General features: G+C 59.4%; 14 protein-coding genes. 6 read left to right on the top strand and 8 right to left on the bottom strand.

Annotated elements, in window-relative coordinates:
* The 3 genes from B723_RS17355 to B723_RS17345 all read left to right on the top strand — a co-directional run bounded on the left by B723_RS17355 (position 1) and on the right by B723_RS17345 (position 3,628).
* A complete protein-coding gene (locus B723_RS17355; protein ID WP_017337904.1) occupies positions 1-795 on the top strand; it encodes a hypothetical protein in 795 nt (264 codons plus the stop codon).
* 12 nt (positions 796-807) lie between these two features.
* The gene (locus tag B723_RS17350) at positions 808-2,991 is read left to right on the top strand and encodes a lipase family protein (RefSeq protein WP_017337903.1); all 2,184 of its coding nucleotides are present in this window, start codon (positions 808-810) and stop codon (positions 2,989-2,991) included.
* 349 nt (positions 2,992-3,340) lie between these two features.
* Positions 3,341-3,628, top strand: a complete 288-nt coding sequence (locus B723_RS17345) for a DUF6124 family protein (RefSeq protein ID WP_017337902.1) — start codon at positions 3,341-3,343, stop codon at positions 3,626-3,628.
* A gap of 49 nt (positions 3,629-3,677) precedes the next feature.
* Here the strand turns inward: B723_RS17345 and B723_RS17340 are convergent, their stop codons facing one another.
* From B723_RS17340 to B723_RS17320, 5 genes are all read right to left on the bottom strand, one after another.
* A complete protein-coding gene (locus tag B723_RS17340) occupies positions 3,678-4,484 on the bottom strand; it encodes an energy transducer TonB (protein ID WP_017337901.1) in 807 nt (268 codons plus the stop codon).
* Positions 4,481-4,927 (bottom strand): protein TolR, encoded by a 447-nt coding sequence (gene tolR / locus B723_RS17335; protein WP_017337900.1) that lies wholly within the window; start codon positions 4,925-4,927, stop codon positions 4,481-4,483. Before tolR ends, B723_RS17340 begins: the two co-directional genes overlap by 4 nt.
* A 13-nt stretch (positions 4,928-4,940) precedes the next feature.
* Complete coding sequence (tolQ, locus tag B723_RS17330; RefSeq protein WP_017337899.1) at positions 4,941-5,642, bottom strand: protein TolQ; 702 nt, start codon at positions 5,640-5,642, stop codon at positions 4,941-4,943.
* Positions 5,643-5,739: 97 nt separating this feature from the next.
* Complete coding sequence (locus B723_RS17325) at positions 5,740-7,653, bottom strand: phytase (protein WP_017337898.1); 1,914 nt, start codon at positions 7,651-7,653, stop codon at positions 5,740-5,742.
* Between the two features lie 278 nt (positions 7,654-7,931).
* On the bottom strand, positions 7,932-10,460 hold the full coding sequence (locus tag B723_RS17320; protein WP_017337897.1) for a TonB-dependent receptor: 2,529 nt from the start codon (positions 10,458-10,460) through the stop codon (positions 7,932-7,934).
* Between the two features lie 416 nt (positions 10,461-10,876).
* Here B723_RS17320 and B723_RS17315 point away from each other — a divergent pair, with 416 nt between their 5' ends.
* Positions 10,877-11,791 carry a GGDEF domain-containing protein gene (locus B723_RS17315; protein ID WP_017337896.1) on the top strand — a complete coding sequence of 305 codons (915 nt, stop codon included), beginning with the start codon at positions 10,877-10,879 and terminating at the stop codon, positions 11,789-11,791.
* A 9-nt stretch (positions 11,792-11,800) separates the two neighbouring features.
* Positions 11,801-12,838, top strand: coding sequence for an AraC family transcriptional regulator (locus tag B723_RS17310; protein WP_017337895.1), 1,038 nt, complete (start codon positions 11,801-11,803; stop codon positions 12,836-12,838).
* A gap of 46 nt (positions 12,839-12,884) precedes the next feature.
* On the opposite strand, the gene B723_RS17305 is transcribed toward B723_RS17310, so the two are convergent.
* Positions 12,885-13,079, bottom strand: a complete 195-nt coding sequence (locus tag B723_RS17305) for a hypothetical protein (protein WP_017337894.1) — start codon at positions 13,077-13,079, stop codon at positions 12,885-12,887.
* Between the two features lie 235 nt (positions 13,080-13,314).
* Here B723_RS17305 and B723_RS17300 point away from each other — a divergent pair, with 235 nt between their 5' ends.
* On the top strand, positions 13,315-13,521 hold the full coding sequence (locus B723_RS17300; protein ID WP_017337893.1) for a hypothetical protein: 207 nt from the start codon (positions 13,315-13,317) through the stop codon (positions 13,519-13,521).
* A gap of 116 nt (positions 13,522-13,637) precedes the next feature.
* On the opposite strand, the gene B723_RS17295 is transcribed toward B723_RS17300, so the two are convergent.
* Together B723_RS17295 and B723_RS17290 are read right to left on the bottom strand one after the other, a co-directional pair.
* Positions 13,638-15,281, bottom strand: a complete 1,644-nt coding sequence (locus B723_RS17295) for a fatty acid--CoA ligase (RefSeq protein ID WP_031318700.1) — start codon at positions 15,279-15,281, stop codon at positions 13,638-13,640.
* Positions 15,282-15,311: 30 nt separating this feature from the next.
* Complete coding sequence (locus B723_RS17290) at positions 15,312-17,090, bottom strand: acyl-CoA dehydrogenase C-terminal domain-containing protein (protein ID WP_017337891.1); 1,779 nt, start codon at positions 17,088-17,090, stop codon at positions 15,312-15,314.
* Positions 17,091-17,096 lie beyond the last annotated feature (6 nt).

The following is a 17,096-nucleotide window of genomic DNA, read 5'->3' as shown; positions in this document are numbered from 1 at the left end:
ATGCGTATTTTTTCTTCACAGCAAAAGTTGACGCTGAAATTTGCTGCGTTGGCTTGCTGCATCACATTAATCACCGGCTGTGCCAAGAGTCAGCCGAATACATTCACCTTTACCGCCGATTTACCGCCCGATTTTGCATACGTCGCTGCGGTTTACTACGAACCCGCCGAAGGTGAAACCTGCACTGTCGAAACGAAAGACAACTTGGCGCCGGTTTTCAATAGCCAGTGGCGAAAAGAATACAAACCTGATTCTGAAGTAGAGATCCGCATTACGCGCAAGGGCTGCCCGTTGGTCGTTAGGCGCATCGAGTTGGAGATCAACTCGGCGTATGGAAAAGATCGAGGCGACTTCGGTAGGGAAAGCGCCATGGTTGTTATTCGCCATGAACTGAAGGAACAGTCCAAAGGTACCTTTAGTGAAACGGGTGAAAGCGTCTTTTACGGTCATTGTCAGTGGCTGTTCCGCACTTCAGGCAAGCCGCGCATCCTCAGAAAAATCCTCGACTGCAAAGCAGCTGATGAAAAGGGAGAGCGTAAACGTGGCCGTCCATTTTCGGCTTACACCCTCGATCAACTGCCAGGCAAGACCGTGAAAATGAAGATCATGTTAGCCAAGGAGGAAAAACCCGGCTGGGGCGACACATGGGTGGCAGTGCCCGGTGGCTGGAAGCGTTGCCTAGGCAAAGGCTTCGAAGACGAACGTGCTTATTGCGATGGTAACTACACCGATTTCAGCACCTTCAAAATGGTGGATGGGCGCATCTGCACCATTTACCCCGGCTGCACGGAATAAGGAGATTTTGACATGACATCATTTGAAAAAGAGATGGAGTCACGATTGAGTAATCGCGTGCTTGCCTGCCCGGCTCAAGGTAAGTGGAGTAGTTTTCAGTTGGTTGATGAGAGCGGCTCGGGCGAGCCTTACGCAGGATTGGCTTACGTTGTTACCGATTCAGAGGGGAAGAAATACACGGGATATCTTGACGCTAACGGTGCTGCCAAAGTTGATAACCACTTTGCAGGGCCTGTTTCGCTGACGTTTGATGAGAAATACCAAGGTGCTAATCAACTCTATAAAGACCTCAGAAAACGACCACACTACCCGCTCGAGATAACCGAACTTCAAGTACGAGCCGAAGGAACCCGTTATCTAAATCAAGACTCAACCCGTACCAAAATGAATCCTGCACAAGCCTGCGCCGACGCATTCTTCCAAGTGGAAGTGCGGCATCTAGTCATGGAGATCGCGCATCTACCTCCAGAGGTTTATCGCCATTATCATCACCGTGAGGGCACGGCCAAGCTCATGGGCAAACACGGTGAATTTGGCGTCGCTCTGATACCGCAAAAAAACAACGTATTGGAAGTGCGGCCTATGCGGGCGCTTCGGCCGATGTTGTCGACCAGCCCCGAATTCTGCGCATTGAACCTTTATCAATTGGCGCTGATGGCAACCTTAAGTTATTGCCCATTTGGCCAGCAGCCCGAAAAACACCCTGTGAAATCGCGAACCGTCACCTTCCCGAAACAGCCCAGCGTTGGGAATTGGTTCGGCGATGCGCTGGCAAAGTCTGATGAGCTATGGCGTGTCGATGCGGCGCAAAACAAAGTCTTCTACCCACTGTATGAGGATGTGCCGTACTCCAAACGTTTTGAAATCGTGCCGTTTGATCCGAACCTTTATGAAGTAAACGACCCTGAACGAAATGACGAGCAGGAACACCCCGCAAAACTTCACTTTCTCGACGATAGAGCCAAGCAAGGAGCCACCGATACCCAGGCTTTCATTACCCACAATGACGAACTGATTTTGATCGCGGTACGTGGCACCTACGAGCTTATCGCGGATGGACTACGCGATGCCGATGCACTCCAAGTGCCGTTTGAAGCCACAGACAGCAAAGTGCACCGAGGTTTTTACGAAGCTGCGCAGAAAGCCTACGAATTTGTTGTTAACTATCTTGAAAAATTCTATGTCGGGCAGAAGCTCATCATTTGCGGCCACAGTCTCGGTGGTGCGGTGGCCTTGATACTTTCGGAAATGCTGCGTCGCAGAACTGAGGGCTACACCCTCCAGCTCTACACCTACGGCGCCCCCCGCGCGGGCGATGCCAACTTCGTTGCAGGCGCGAAGGACTTGGTGCATCACCGCGTCGTCAATCACAACGACCCGGTGCCGAGCGTGCCGGGCACCTGGATGGACACCAAGCCCGGTGTCTTCGCGACGGGGTTGGCTTTGACGCTTGCTAACGTGCCGGTCGGGATGTCGGTGTTTTTTACGGGCATCACGAACTGGACGGGTGAGCCCTACGATCACCATGGCAAGTTGCAGCACTTCATGCCGGTGGATTTTGAACGTGGGAAAAAGTCCGCGTTCATGTGGGAACCCGGTTGCGACACCATCACCCAACATGCGGCGTGCACCTTGGCCATTCAGCAGAAAAACGGGCTGCCGGACCGGCCGCCATTGCTGGCGCAGATATTCCAGGCAGGGAATCATTCAATGACCGGTGGCTACGTTCCCGCGTGCTGGGCGGTTTTACTGCGATGGAAGCAGGCGCACGAAGAGAAACGTACGCGGATCACTGATAGCGAGTTTGAGTGGGTCAAGAATTCACTGGCACAGGCCACCACTGACCTGCGGGCGATAGAACGTGATTTAAGAGGACGTTCGGAGGCTTACGCTCGCACACAGGAGAACAACATTCGCGCACTCGTCCTTGAAAAGAGCAGGATTGAGACCACCGTCGCACGCCTGAAAAGCATTCATCCTCAGAGGATTAGCGCACAAGCGCTTTACGGATCGCTGTCAGAACAACCCGAAGATCTGAGGAAAAACGTCGATCGCTGGCTGGCGCATCCCGAAAACAAGGTCCAGGATCCGTTCGCCATGGCGCCGGAAGACCCGGAGGGGGACGCGCTGACGGCTTCGATCTATGGGCACACCATCGGTGCACCGCACACGCTGGATATCGATTCGTTCTGTTAAACACGCCTGTGTTTAAAAGCCTTACCGGTTACTTCGCGAAAGCTACAGCGCCTTGCGTCATTGCCTACGGTTACGCCAGAATCCGCCGGCTTGTGCGCCTTGGGCCCGGATTCTATCGTTGGTCGGTCGCTGAAAATCAGTGATCGGGTTTGGTAGCCCGGATTGTCCAGGCGCATCGCGCCACCTTTTGCAGACCTGCTTCATCTCTGCTCCTTTATGGTGGCCATGCGCGGGGCGTCTTCGGACGCGCCGGGTTCCTGGACCGGTCTACCAACCTGCGTATGGCTGCCACCCATCGTTTGGTAGCGAGGGGTGATGGCTCCTCATTTACATCCCGGGAGTTTCATCAATGATCAAACCAACACCCAACCCACCGGAAGCTACCCCCTCCGCTGCCGACATCCACGCCACCCCACGAACACCGAGCACGATGTACACCCTCGATCCACACATCAACACCGAAGACCTGCTGGGACACGCTTGCGAATCACTGGCCTCGGCCCATGTCATGACCATGGATCTGGCGGACCGTACGCTCGGGCCGAGTCGCAATACCCTGCTGGGCATCGCCCAAGTGATCATGCTGGGCGAACTCAACGTGAACCGGGCGCTGGATCAACTCGATCCAATCGAGTAGTCCTGTCCTGTGGCGAGGGCCCGCGCCCTCGTCACCACCACTGACCGAGTCACTTGATCCGATAATGAAAGGTATTGCGCACCGCCGGCACCGAAACCACCTGGCCGTCGACGACTTTGGGCTGATAACGAAAGGTGTTGGCCGCCGCCAACGACGGACGCATGAACAGCGGATGACAGCCGTCGAGCACCTTGGGATTCTCAACCTTGCCTTGGGGGTTGACCGTATATTCCACGGTGCAATCGCCTTCGATGTTCTTGTCCAGCGCCCGTTGCGGGTAGTCCGGCGCTTCCTTGCTCAAGGGCAGGTACTGACGACTGTTGGCGGCGACCTGGGCCGCTTGCTGGCGAGCGCGTTCAGCGTTCAACCGGGCCTGTTCGGCTTGATGCGCCTGTTGCACTTGCTGCTCGGCGAGGCGTTGTTGTTCAGCCTCGCGAGTGCGTTTTTCCGACTCAAGGCGCTGGCGTTGGTGCTCGGCCTGAAGATCGCGCTTTTTGTCTTCGACCCGTTTGCGCGCCAACGCAGCTTGTTCGAGTTTCTGCGCCTGGATCTGTGGGTCGATGGCGGGTTTGACGGGAGCCGGAGCAATCGGTTCGGGCGGTGATGGCTCGACCAACGCCGGTGCCGGTTCGGGTGCCACAGGTTGCGGCGCCGGCGGCAACATCACCAGTTGGGTTCTCAGCACAGAAGGCGGTTCGACGGGCGGCTTCTGCGGCGACCAACCGTGCACCAGCAACGCGAGGACGGCCGCGTGCAACGCCACCGCCAGGCTCGCCGCCAGACTGTTCTGCCAGAAGCCGCTGCGAGCACCGGGCAGCAACGTCATCGAAGGACTGTGCATGATCATCGCCGTCATTGCGGGGCCTCGGTCACCAGCCCGAGGTTGCTGACTCCGCCCTGCTGCAACGCCGCCATGGCCGCGACCACGCTGCCATAACCGGCGTCCTTGTCGGCGCGAATGTAGACCTGAGTGTCGTGGCGCTCGGCGACGATTTGCGCCACTTTCGCCCGCATGTCGTCAAGGCTCACCGCACTGTCGGTCTGGTGTTGAGTGTCGAGTTCACCGCCGACATTCCAGTAGTAACCACCCTCGGCCTTCACCGACAACGTGAGGATTTGCTGACGCGTGTCAGTGGCCAGGGCTTCACTGGCAACCTTGGGCAGTTCGATCTTTACACCTTGGGTCAGCATCGGCGCCGTGACCATGAAAATCACCAGCAGCACCAACATCACGTCGATGTATGGCACCACGTTCATTTCGGCCTTGGGTCCGTGTTTGCGTTGCGGTTTGATCAGCATCTTCACGCTCCTCTCAGGCTGCGGCGGCCAGGTTCAACGGCGCACCGTGCAATGTGCGATGCAGACGCACCTGAAGTTCATTGCCGAAGGCGTAGTAACGGGTGAGCAAGGTCTGGCTGCGGGAGGAAAACCGGTTGTAGGCAATCACCGCCGGAATCGCCGCAAACAAACCGATGGCCGTGGCGATCAGCGCTTCGGCGATGCCGGGCGCCACGGTCGACAGCGTCGCTTGCTGGACCTGAGACAAGCCGAGGAAGGAATTCATGATCCCCCACACTGTGCCGAACAGACCGATGTAAGGGCTGACCGAGCCGACGGTGGCGAGAAACTGCAAGCCTTTCTCCAGCTGCACTTCCTGTTCGCTGATCGCCACATACAACGCGCGCTCCACACCTTCGAGCACCACGTCGGCGGGGTTGCCCGAACGCTGATTGAGATGACTGAATTCGCGAAGCCCTGCATGAAAAATCGGCTCCACACCGCTCTCGCTACCTGCCGTTTCCCGGTACAGCGGCTGCAGATCCGAAGCGCCGCGAAACTGCTGCACGAAAGCATTCATCTGCCGCTCGCGCTGCTGCAACACGCGACCGCGCTGGATGATCAGGTACCAACTGAGCAACGACGCCAGCAACAGGGTGAGCATGACCGCCTTGACCAACAGACTGGCGTCGCTGATCAGCCCCCAGATCGTCATGTGTTCGAGCGTGGCCTGCATGGTGAAACTCCTTGTCTGAAGCGCTCGGGCCGTCGATGCGCGACGGCCGTTGAGCTATTGGATGAAAGTGGGATGACAGGTTGATGACCGGCCCGGATCAAGGCAGCTTCAGGGCTTGAGTGACCTCGGTCCAAGGCACGAATTTGAAGTTTTGCGTCTGCTCGGGCATGCGCTTGCGGCCGTCCTGCACCACCAGCAGGCCTTGGCTCCAAGGTCCGCCGAGGTTCACCGAAGTGACTTCAAGGCCATCGGTTTCCGAGGCGCCATCAATGCCGAGCGCGGCGTTCAGGCCGACGCGAAAAGCGCCCCGCGAGGCGAACGGCGGCTCGGCGTCCAGCACCAGGTAGCTGTCGTTACCCTGGCTGGAGATCACCAGATAATCGCGAGCCTCGCTTTGATACAGCGCCAGACCTTCAACGTCGGCCTGCAGTTGTGGGCCGACCTTGATCACGCTGGTCAGTGTCGCCGGCTGATCGGCGCGGGCATCCACCGCCCAGACGCCGACATCTTCTTCACCGAGAAACAGCCGTTGACGTTGGTCGTCGGCCACGCAGCCTTCGGGTTGGCTGTCGACCTTGAACTGGCGCACCAACTCACCTTTTACCGTGCCGTTCGGCGCACTCAGGCGGTATTGCAGGAACGTGCCGTCCTTGCCGTTGGCGATGGCGTAAAGCTCGCCACTGGCAGGCTGGAACAGGCAGATGCCGTAGATTTCCTTGAGCGGCGTGGGGATCTCGCCGGCTTCACGCAGTTCGCCGCTAAGACGGTCGATGCTGAACAGACTGAGGCTGTTGTGATCGCGATTGCTGGCGACGGCGAGGTCGACAGTCTGTGGGCCGAGTTTGAAATTCGGCCTCAGGTCGACGTTGTTCAGGCGCCCGACCGGTAACTCCTGCAGCAACTTGCCTTGCAGGTCATACGCCAGCAACCCCTGCTTTTTATTGGTGCCCAGCACCCGGCTCAGCGACGGTTGCTGCGGGTGAATCCAGATCGCCGGATCGTCCGCCGCATCGCCCTGACGGCCGACCGGATCACTCTGGCTGAGCGCTTTAACGTTCGGCAGCACCGGCGCCAAGGGCACCGGTGTCGGCTGCCAGTTCAGTTCGCCTTCATACAGACGGCCGTCGTCATCGTCGCGCAGAAGAACCTGCAGGCCTTTGTCGGTCGAGCGCAGGGCGAGGTTTTCCGGTTCTATCAAACCTGGCAGCGCCAAGGTCGCCTGGGCCGACCAGTGTTCGCCCTGCTGCTGGTAGACATGCAATTGCGCGGCTTTCGGGTCCAGCGCGACGAGGCCACCGGGCACCAAAGCCATGGCGCCAGCGGTTTTTTTGATCGTGCCGAACGGTTCGCGCATAGCCACCGGCGTGCGGCTGACCTCGGCTTCGGGATGCGCCGGATACACCCACCACCCCACATTCTCTTCGTTGACCACCAACTGATTGGCGCCGTCGTCGACCTGACAATCCGTGGCCGACGGTGGCAGCGGCAGACCGCGCACCCGTTGTGGTTGCGGGTTGAGCGCCGCGTCGTTACCCACCAGCCATTGCTCGCCCTTGCCCTCCTCGCCCACCAGAAACAGGAACAGGTTGCTGGCCTCGTCGCGATACAGGCACAGGCCGTTCACCGGGTAATCCCGCGTCGGCAGATACACCGGCTGGCCCCAACTGCGTTTGTCCGGATTGAGACTGACCAAAAATGCCTGCTGACGGCTGTTGTCCAGGCTTGCGACCAACACTTGCCGGCCGGCTGCGCGGCTGTCCACGCCACTGAACGATCCTGGTAAACGCGCCAGTTCCCGGCCCTGTGCATCGAGCAGCAGCAAACCGTCTTGCTCGCTGGCCGCCAGGCGTTCGGCGCCAACATTGGCGGGCAGGAACGCCACCGCATCAACCGACAGATTGGCGCCCCATGGCTTGAGTGTCAGGCTGGGTACCGCCGCCAGCACCTGGCCGGCGGTCAGGCTGATCAATGCGGCCAGAAGATGGCGCTTGGATAGAAACGAAATACTCATGAACAGGCAAAGTCCTTGTCGTGGAATCGTGTAACGGCCATCGCGGGCGAGCCTCGCTCCTACGGCAATGCTGTTCACTTAAGTGTGGGCACCGACAATTGTGGCGAGGGGATTTATCCCCGTTGGGTCGCGAAGTGGCCCCCAGCGTCCGGCCAAACAGACTGAATTGTCCGGATCGACGACCGCTTCGCAGTCGAACGGGGATAAATCCCCTCGCCACAGTTGTCAGTGTTCGCCAAGCAAACAGCATTACGCTCCTACGGAGGCCGCATCGGGGCTCAAAAGTGGGTGAAGGTCAGGCCGAGCTTGTAGGTCGGGCCGTATTCTTCGTACTGGCCGTTGTAGGCGCGGTGGCCGGTGTAGACGAAATACGGCTCGTCGGTGAGGTTCTGCGCCTCGAAGCTGACTTGCAGGCTTTTGGTCAGCGAGTAACGGGCGCTGAAGTCGATAAAGGTCTGGGCATCGACGTGCAGGTCGTGGGCCTTGTCGTTGATGGACGCCAGTTCAAAGAGGTAATCCGACTTGTAGTTGGCCGACAGGCGCAGGCTCAGCTTGTCGTCTTCCCAACCGAGCATCAGGTTGCCGACCGTGTCGGACTGGTTGGGTAAATCGATGCTGCGCTTGCGGTTGATGCCACTGGCGGCGTCGAAGCCCTTGATCTCGGCATCCGAACGGCTGAAGGTGCTGTTGGCGCCAATCAGCAGGCCGTTCCAGGGCGCCGGCAACCAATCGAATTTCTGCGAATAAGCCAGTTCCAGGCCATAGAGCTTGGCGCTGTCGCCGTTGGCAAAGGTGTGGGCTTCGGAGAAATCGACCCAGGCACCCGTGCCGGCCAGGTCGGTGTTGTAGACGAAATTCTTGATGTCCTTGTAGAACACGAACGCCGAGACGGTGCCGGCGCGGCCCATGTAATGCTCGATGCCCAAGTCAAGATTGCTCGACTCCAGCGGTTTGAGTTCCGGGTTGCCGAACGTGGCTTCGTCATCGTCGATGACAAACCCTGGCGCCAGTTGACCGAAAGTCGGGCGCACCACGGATTTGGTCCACGCGGCGCGAACCTGGGTGTTTTTGTCCAGTTGATAGCGCGCATGCAGGCCCGGCAGCCAGTGGTGATATTTGCGCTGGGTGTCGGTGGAAGTGAACGCGCCATCGGTCACGCCGGTGCCCTTGGCTTCGAACTCGGTGCCTTCGTAGCGCAGGCCGGCGATGAACCGCCAGTCGTCGATATCGATCGTGTTCATCAGGTAGCCGGCGTTGATGTCTTCGCTGATCTTGAAGTCGTTGACCCGCGATTCGACTTCGTCATAGAAGTCCGCCTGGTTGAGGCCGCCGATCAACTGCTTGATCGCACTGCCGCTGATCCCCGGGCCGAACTGGCCGAGGCGATAGTCGACGTTGCCTTTGGTGAAATGCGACAGGTTGAGCTGATCGTCGCTGAAACCCAGGCCGTCGAAATCCTCATAGACCCAGGCGTCGAGGTCGTTGTCCTTGTTGCGCCGACTGACCTTGCCGCCGAATTTGACCTGGGACGCGTAGCCTTTGAAGTCGTAATCCCGGGCCAGGTCCAGGCGCAGGTTTTTCTCGGTGTCGGTGGTTTTCTGCTTTTCCCACTCGACCTTGTCGAGGCTGAAATTGGCCGGATCGTAGAAGGCCTGGCCAATGATCGGCCGTGGTTTGTCCTTGTCGTAGTAACCGCTGTCGGCAAAGTCATCAATGCCGGTGAACGCAGCGTTGGCAATGTGACCCGGGCTGTCTTCGCCGGAGCGGCTGTAGCCAGCCTGGCCGCTGAGTGTCCAGAGGCCGAACATGCGTTCGCCGCCCAGGACGTAGGATTGAATTTCCTGGGTCTCTTCGCGTTGTTTGAGTTTGCGCGAGCCTTCGGCGTCGCCCAACTCGCCCGCAGCTTGCGGGTCGGCAAATTCGAAGGCCGCGGCGTTGCGTGTTTCGCTGTCCTTGTAACGGCTGTAGAGGGTGCGCAGGTAATAGCTGCTGAGGTCATCGGGCTTGTAGTCGAAGTTAAGACCACCGCCGGCGCGTTCGCGGCTGATGTCGTAGTCGCGTTGCTCGAACTCTTCGAGACGGGCGCCTTGCTCGAAATCCCAGGCACCGCCGGTTTCGACGTTGTCCGAACCGAAATCGCGCTTCTGCCAGCTCAGCGCGGCGGCCACACCGAAATTGTCGATGCCGTCGCCGAGGCTGAAACGGTCACTGATGGCGCCGGAAAATTTCGGGCTGGTCTGGTGGGTGTTTTTGTCATAACTGGCTTCGCTGCTGCCGGTGTAGAACAGGCCTTTGTGATCGAACGCCGAGAGGCTTTTGACGTCGACGGTGCCGCCCAGGGAGTTAGCGTCCATGTCCGGGGTCAGGGTCTTGATCACCGATAACGACTGCACCAGTTCCGAGGGCAACACATCGAGGGCTACAGCGCGGCGCTCGCTTTCCGGCGACGGTACGAGCGTGCCGTTGATGGTCACGCTGTTGAGGTCCGGACCGAGGCCGCGCACGCTGACAAACCGCCCTTCGCCCTGATCGCGCTCGACGCTGACTCCCGGCAACCGCTGCACGGCTTCGGCGACGTTTTCGTCCGGCAGCTGCGCCACGCCGTCCGCATGCACCACGCTCTTGATGCTGTCGGCGTTGCGTTGTTCCTTGAGCGCCTGGTCGATGCTTGCCGCTTGCCCCACCACTTCGACGTGTTCCGTGTTCGCGGTGGTTTCGGCAGCGCTCAAGCGTTCGCTGGCCATTGCCATGGCCAATGCGGTGAGCGTGAAGCTGACGAGCCCGGCAGTGCTGCTGCGCTGGTACATGGTGTCCTCCCCCAAGAGTCCGATAACGCCAGGCAAGTGGCCCGGCAACTGGGAGGGCAAGCTAGGTTCGGGGGATGACGGTTCTGTGACAGGGGTTGGCGGGAGACGCTGTAAACCGGGGTTTTGCCAGGCTTCAGGCTGGTTAATGAGCTCAAATGACCTGAGTCTGGCGCTAATCCTGTGGCGAGGGGGGTTACCCCCGTTGGAGTGCGAGCGCTCCCCTATCAAACACGCAGTGAATCTAACGGCGGCCGCTGCGCGACCGAACGGGAGCAAGCGCCCTCGCCACAGGTCATCGCCAGGCAGAAAAAAACCGCTGCACCATGAGCTGATTCGACCTTTCACCCCAGTCACCCCACTGTCACAAACATCTGCTGTGCTGACGCGCATCGCCTCTTTGCCAAAGGATCACGGCCATGTTCTCAGTGCTCAAACCCCATCGTTGGAAACTTGCACTGCTGCTGTTGGCGGCGAACGCGGGATTGCTGTTGCACCTGGCGTGCGGCGAGTTGAAAAGCATCAGCGAATGGGTCTGGCTGGACATCGTCGGCGAAGGTGGCTCGGCGCTGCTGGCGCTGGTCTGGTTGGGGCTGGTACTCAAGAGTCGCCCGGCCGGTCGCGTCACCAATTACCTGGCGCTCGGCTTGAGCGGCATCTTTTTCTCCTGGTGGATCGACAGCCTCGACGAGTTCATCCGCCTGCCCGACAGCATCACCTGGGACCACTGGCTGGAATCCGGACCGATGCCGGTGGGCATGATTCTGCTGACCCTCGGCATCTATCACTGGCACCGCGAGCAACTGGCGATCAGCGCGCAAATGGAGAAGCGTGAAAAGCTGTTCCGCGAGCACCGGTTGTTCGACAAACTCACGCCACTGGGCGGCGCCGACTACCTCAAGCGACAACTGACCGAAAGCCTTGAAGAGAGTCAGCGGCAACAGCAGCCGCTGTCACTGCTGGCGCTGGATGTCGATAACTTCACGGCCATCAACCAGACGTTCGGCCATGCCGAAGGCGACGCCGTATTGCAGGCGCTCAGCCATTTGTTGCTGCTCAATCTGCGGCGGCAGGACTTGCTCTGCCGACTGGCCGGCGACCGCTTCGTGGTGCTGCTCCCCAACACCGGCGAGAGCCAGGCACGGCTGCTGGCGCTGGAGCTGGAACAGGCGGTTCAGGGCTTGGCACACAAAACCCGGCAACACGGCGAGCGCCTGCAGTTGTCGGCCAGTACCGCCGTGGTCATGGCGGTCAACGAGGCTCCGGATCCCCTGCTCAAACGCCTTAACCTGGCGCTGGCACGGGCCAGGCAGCCGTTGGCAAAAACGGCCTGAGGCGCGGTCATGACCCTGAAAACCACATGGTATGAAACCGACAGCCGCTTCATTCCCGGGCATTACCAACCGGCGACCTTGATTGATCTGGCCTTGTCCCGGGATATCGATAGCCATCGCCTGCTGCGTGGCACCGGCCTGTTTCATGAAGACATCCTCGCCGGCCAGACCCGCCTCAGTCCCCAGCAATTTTTCGGGCTGATCAACAACAGCCGCCGGTTGCTGGACGCCGACGACAGCAGTTTCCTGTTCGGCCAACGCTTGCTGCCGGGGCATTACGGACCGGCCAGCCATGCCTTGCGCCACGCACAAAACCTGCACCAGGCACTCGACACACTGGTGCAGCAACAGGCGCTGCTCAGCCCGCTCGCAACGCCGCGGTTGGTGCTGGATGAAAAGCACGCCTGGTTCTATTGGCTGGACAGTTGCGGCGCGGGCGAACAATGGCGTTTTCTGCTGGAAGCGAGCATGACCTCCATCGTCGCCATGAGCCGCTCACAGAGCGGCCAACGCCTGCCGTGGGAATGCAGCTTCAGCCATGCCGAGCCACGTTACGTCGAGCAATACTGGGTGCATCTGGGCGAGCACACCCAGTTCAACCGCCCACTGGACCTGATGCGCATCCCACGGGAATACCTCACGCTCGCCTGGCCCGCCGCGTCGGCCACCGCCAGCCAGGTCGCCCGTCAGGAAGCCCAAGGACAAATCGAACAACTGGGCTTTGCCTCAAGCTTCGTCGACTGCCTCTATCGCTACCTGCAAACCCATATACGACAAGCCCCGAGCCTGGAACAAGCCGCTCAGGCCTTCGCCATGAGCCCCGCCACGCTCAAACGCAAACTGCAAAAGCACGACACCGGTTTTCAGCAACAGGTGGATCGAGTGCGCAAGCATGTGGCGCTGTACCTGTATCAGATCAAGGGGTTCAGCAACGAGGAAGTCGCGGAGTATTTGAGCTTTAACGATGCGGCGAATTTCCGGCGTTCGTTCAAGCGCTGGACCGGTAGTACACCGAACCTGATCCGTCAGCTGTTCACTTCAGGTTAAGACAAACACGAAAAAGCCCAACCTCAATAAGGTCGGGCTTTCTCATTTATGGGCGGGTATCCATCATTTTGTCAGCGAGGGCCTTGGCTCTTTCAATCAACAGATTCTGCCTGTCCTCATGAGTGGCCCCTCCCACAACTGGCGCCGTCAGATGGCTTTCCGCAATCAGCGCAGCGCAGAAATATTGATCCCACACGGCTTTGTCCGCGGACGTCTGTGCGGTGGTTGGGTCGGCAGTCATAGTGCGGCTCCTTTTGATGAAGTAGCCCTGCCAGTTTACGCCTGATTCATAACCCGCAACCGACCACCATTCGTCGCCTGAAAACCCCCGTCAAGAAACTGTAACCACCTTTGGCTCAGGCTTTGCAAACGCTGGCCGTAACCGCCCCGGAACGACGGAATTCTGACGTGGCGGCCAATCAATCAATATTTATGGGCACCAGCGCTACGCTGGGTCCAGCACCCGGAGATGTAACGTGTCAACTCTCAATGAAATCGCAGCGAACCACGCGAAAATGGCGAAAAAACTGGCGGGAGAGTCGACCGAAATGTGTGAACGACAGCCGCTGGTGGTGGGTGGGTTCGAGGTCACGTCAGTGGATGAGCAACCCCATGTACCCATGCATCTTATCGTTGCGGCGCAGGACAACCATCTCGTGCAGGTTGCTGGCTACTTGCCCTGAGCCTTGGCGTGATATTTACGCAGACCTGAAGCAAAAAAGGGATCAAGCATCTGGATGCCTGATCCCTTTTGACTGATCCATGAGCAGTCAGGGTAGACCTGGCTCCGCCGCGCCTTTCAGTTCGATTCGCTTTGCCGGATGAGCTTCTTGTCAATCTTCCCGACGCTGGTTTTAGGAATCTCGGCAACGAACTTGAACTGCTTGGGGATCGCCCATTTATTGATACGGCCACGCTCGACAAACCCTTGCAGGTGCGCCTCCAGCATCTTGCGGTCGAGGTATTGCCCGGGCTCGCACACCACCAGCGCCATCGGCCGTTCGCCCCATTGCTCGTCGGCAATGCCCACCACCGCGACCGACATGACGGCCTGGTGCTCGCTGATCAGGCTCTCCAGTTCCAGTGAGCTGATCCACTCCCCGCCCGTCTTGATCACATCTTTGATGCGATCCTTGATTTCCACTCCACCCAAGGCGTCGATAGAGGCCATGTCGCCGGTGTGCAGCCATCCGTTGTGCCACAACTCGGCACCCTTTTCGGGCGCCTTCAAATAGCCTTGGGTCAGCCAGGGCGCGCGCACCACGATCTCGCCCAGGGACTCGCCGTCATGGGCAACGTCATTGCCATTGGCATCGATGATTCTCAGGTCAACCATCGGCACCGGCATACCCGTCTTGATGCGGGTGGCCAATTGGGCTTGCGTGGATTGTTCGAGGTCTTCGTCACGCAGGTAAGTCAGGCACAGCAACGGGCAGGTTTCCGACATGCCGTACCCGCTGTGTACGTGCATCCCTTTGGCACTCGCTTCGCTGGCAATACCCAAGGTTAATGCGCTGCCGCCCAGGAGCATTTTCCAGCCATCGAAACGAGTCCATTGCGCTTCCTCGCAGTTCAGGATCATTTGCAGAAGGGTCGGCACACAGTGGGAGAACGTGACCTTCTCCTCTCGATACAGCCTGACCAGGCTGTTGGGCTCGTAGCGGCCGGGGTATACCTGTTTGATCCCCATCAGGGTGGCGACATAGGGCACACCCCAGGCATGCACGTGGAACATCGGTGTGATCGGCATGTAGACATCATCGGAACGCAGCAGCGGCAGCCCCTGATAGACGCCCAAAGTGCCAACGGCATTCAAGGTGTGCAAGACCAATTGGCGGTGGGTGAAATACACGCCTTTGGGGGCGCCAGTGGTGCCCGTGGTGTAGAACAGGGTCGCGACAGAGTTTTCATCGAAATCGGGAAAGTCGTACTGGTCGGCCGACCCGGCCAACAGGTTTTCATATTCGCCCAGCACCGGTAGCGATGTCTGGGTTGCTATGTCGTCCGTCAGCTGCAGGTAACCTGTGACGGTGTTGAGCTGCCCCTGAATCTGTTCAACCAGAGGCAGAAAATCGTCATGCACCAGCACCAGGTCGTCCTCGGCATGGTTCATGGTGAAGAGCACCTGATCCGGCGAAAGACGGATGTTCACGGTGTGCAGCACCGCGCCGATCATCGGCACGGCAAAGAAACATTCCAGGTAGCGATGACTGTCCCAGTCGAGCAGGGCGACCGTATCCCCGGCCTTGACGCCGGCAGTGGTCAAGGCGTTGGCCAGCCTGCGGATCCGCTGGTTGAGGGTCTGGTAGCTGTAGCGCAACTTGTCGGCATAGACGATTTCCCGGCCCGGCCCGTAGCGCACGCCGGACAACAACAATTGCTTGATCAGCAAGGGATAGGCGTAGGCACCGTCGGCGGGCGGTATTATTTTTGTCGCCATAATGGTTGGGTTCCCGGTCCTTTTTACGTGGGCTCAAAACTGCTCTGCATCCAGTTGATAGAGGCATTCGCTGCCAGCCTTGGCCGACGCGCTCAACGAGTGGATGCGTGGCAGCAGACGGGCGAAGTAGAAGCGCGCGGTGGCCAGTTTGCTGGCATAGAAAGCATCTTTGGAATGCGTGCTCATGGCGGCTTTGGCCATTCGCGTCCACATGTAGGCGTACGCGGTGTAGCCGAACACGTGCAGGTACTCGACCGAGGCCGCGCCGATTTCATTTGGGTTGTTCTGGGCTCGATCCAGCAGCCAAGCGGTCAATTCGTCGAGGGTGTCGACGGCGGCGTTCAACGGCCTGGTGAACTCGCCGAGGTCCGCGCAGGCATTGGCGGTGAAGTTGCGGATTTCCGACGCGAACAGCCGGTAGAGCGCCCCACCGCTGCCGACAATTTTGCGCCCGGCCAGGTCCAGCGACTGGATCCCGTTGGTGCCTTCGTAGATCTGGGTGATGCGCACATCGCGAACCAATTGCTCCTGGCCCCATTCGCGGATGTAGCCATGGCCGCCGAAGATCTGTTGGCCGTGCACGGTGGTTTCCAGCCCCATGTCGGTGAGGAACGCCTTGGCGACCGGGGTCAGCAGCGACACCAGTTCCTGGGCGCGGGTGCGGGTTGCCGCGTCATCGCTGTACCGGGCGGTATCCAGTTGCAGCGCGACATAACTGGAGAATGCCCGCCCGCCTTCGTTCAAGGCCTTCATGGTCAACAACATCCGTCGTACATCCGGGTGAACGATGATCGGATCGGCGGCTTTGTCCTTGTTCTGCGCACCTGTCGGCGCACGGCTTTGCAGACGGTCACGGGCGTATTCGACGGCGTTCTGGTACGAACGCTCGCCTTGCGCCAGGCCCTGGATCCCCACGCCCAGACGTTCGTAATTCATCATGGTGAACATCGCCGCCAACCCTTTGTTCGGTGCGTCGACGATCCAGCCGGTGGCACCGTCAAAGTTCATCACGCACGTGGCGGACGCCTTGATGCCCATCTTGTGTTCGATGGAACCGCAGGACAGCGAGTTGAGCTCGCCCAGCGTGCCATCGGCATTGACCAGCACCTTGGGCACCAGGAACAGCGAAATGCCTTTCGGCCCCGCCGGCGCATCCGGCAACCGCGCCAGTACCAGGTGAATGATGTTTTCGGTCAGGTCGTGTTCACCGCCGGTGATGAAGATCTTGCTGCCGCTGATCCTGAAACTGCCGTCGGCCTGAGGTTCGGCTCGGGTGCGGATCAGGCCCAGGTCGGTGCCGGCATGCGCTTCGGTCAGGCACATCGAGCCGGTCCAGGTGCCGTCATAGAGGTTCGGCAAGTAGGTGGCTTTCAGTACTTCGCTGGCGTGAGCATTGATCGACAGGCACGCGCCGGCCGTCAGCATCGGGTACAGGCCGAAGGACAGACTCGCCGAATTGACCATTTCTTCGACCTGCGCCGAAATGGCCTTGGGCATGCCCATGCCACCGAACTGCGGATTGCCGCCTACGCCGACCCAGCCACCTTCGGCAAAAGCCTTGTACGCGGCGGCAAAACCGTCCGGTGCCGTCACCGAGCCATTGCTCCAGGTGCAGCCCTGTTCATCACTGCTGCGGTTCAGCGGTGCTATCACTTCGGCGCTGATCCTGCCAGCCTCTTCAAGAATTGCGGCAGCTGTTTCTTCATCGATCACCTCGGCCAGGCCAGGCAATCTGGCCCACAACCGGGACACCTGGAAAACCTCGTTGAGTACGAAGTGCATGTCACGCAAAGGAGCTTTGTAGTCAGACATCGTTGG

This window comes from Pseudomonas fluorescens NCIMB 11764, assembly GCF_000293885.2.
Taxonomy (GTDB): domain Bacteria; phylum Pseudomonadota; class Gammaproteobacteria; order Pseudomonadales; family Pseudomonadaceae; genus Aquipseudomonas; species Aquipseudomonas fluorescens_B.
This window is presented reverse-complemented; position numbering and strand designations above follow the sequence as displayed.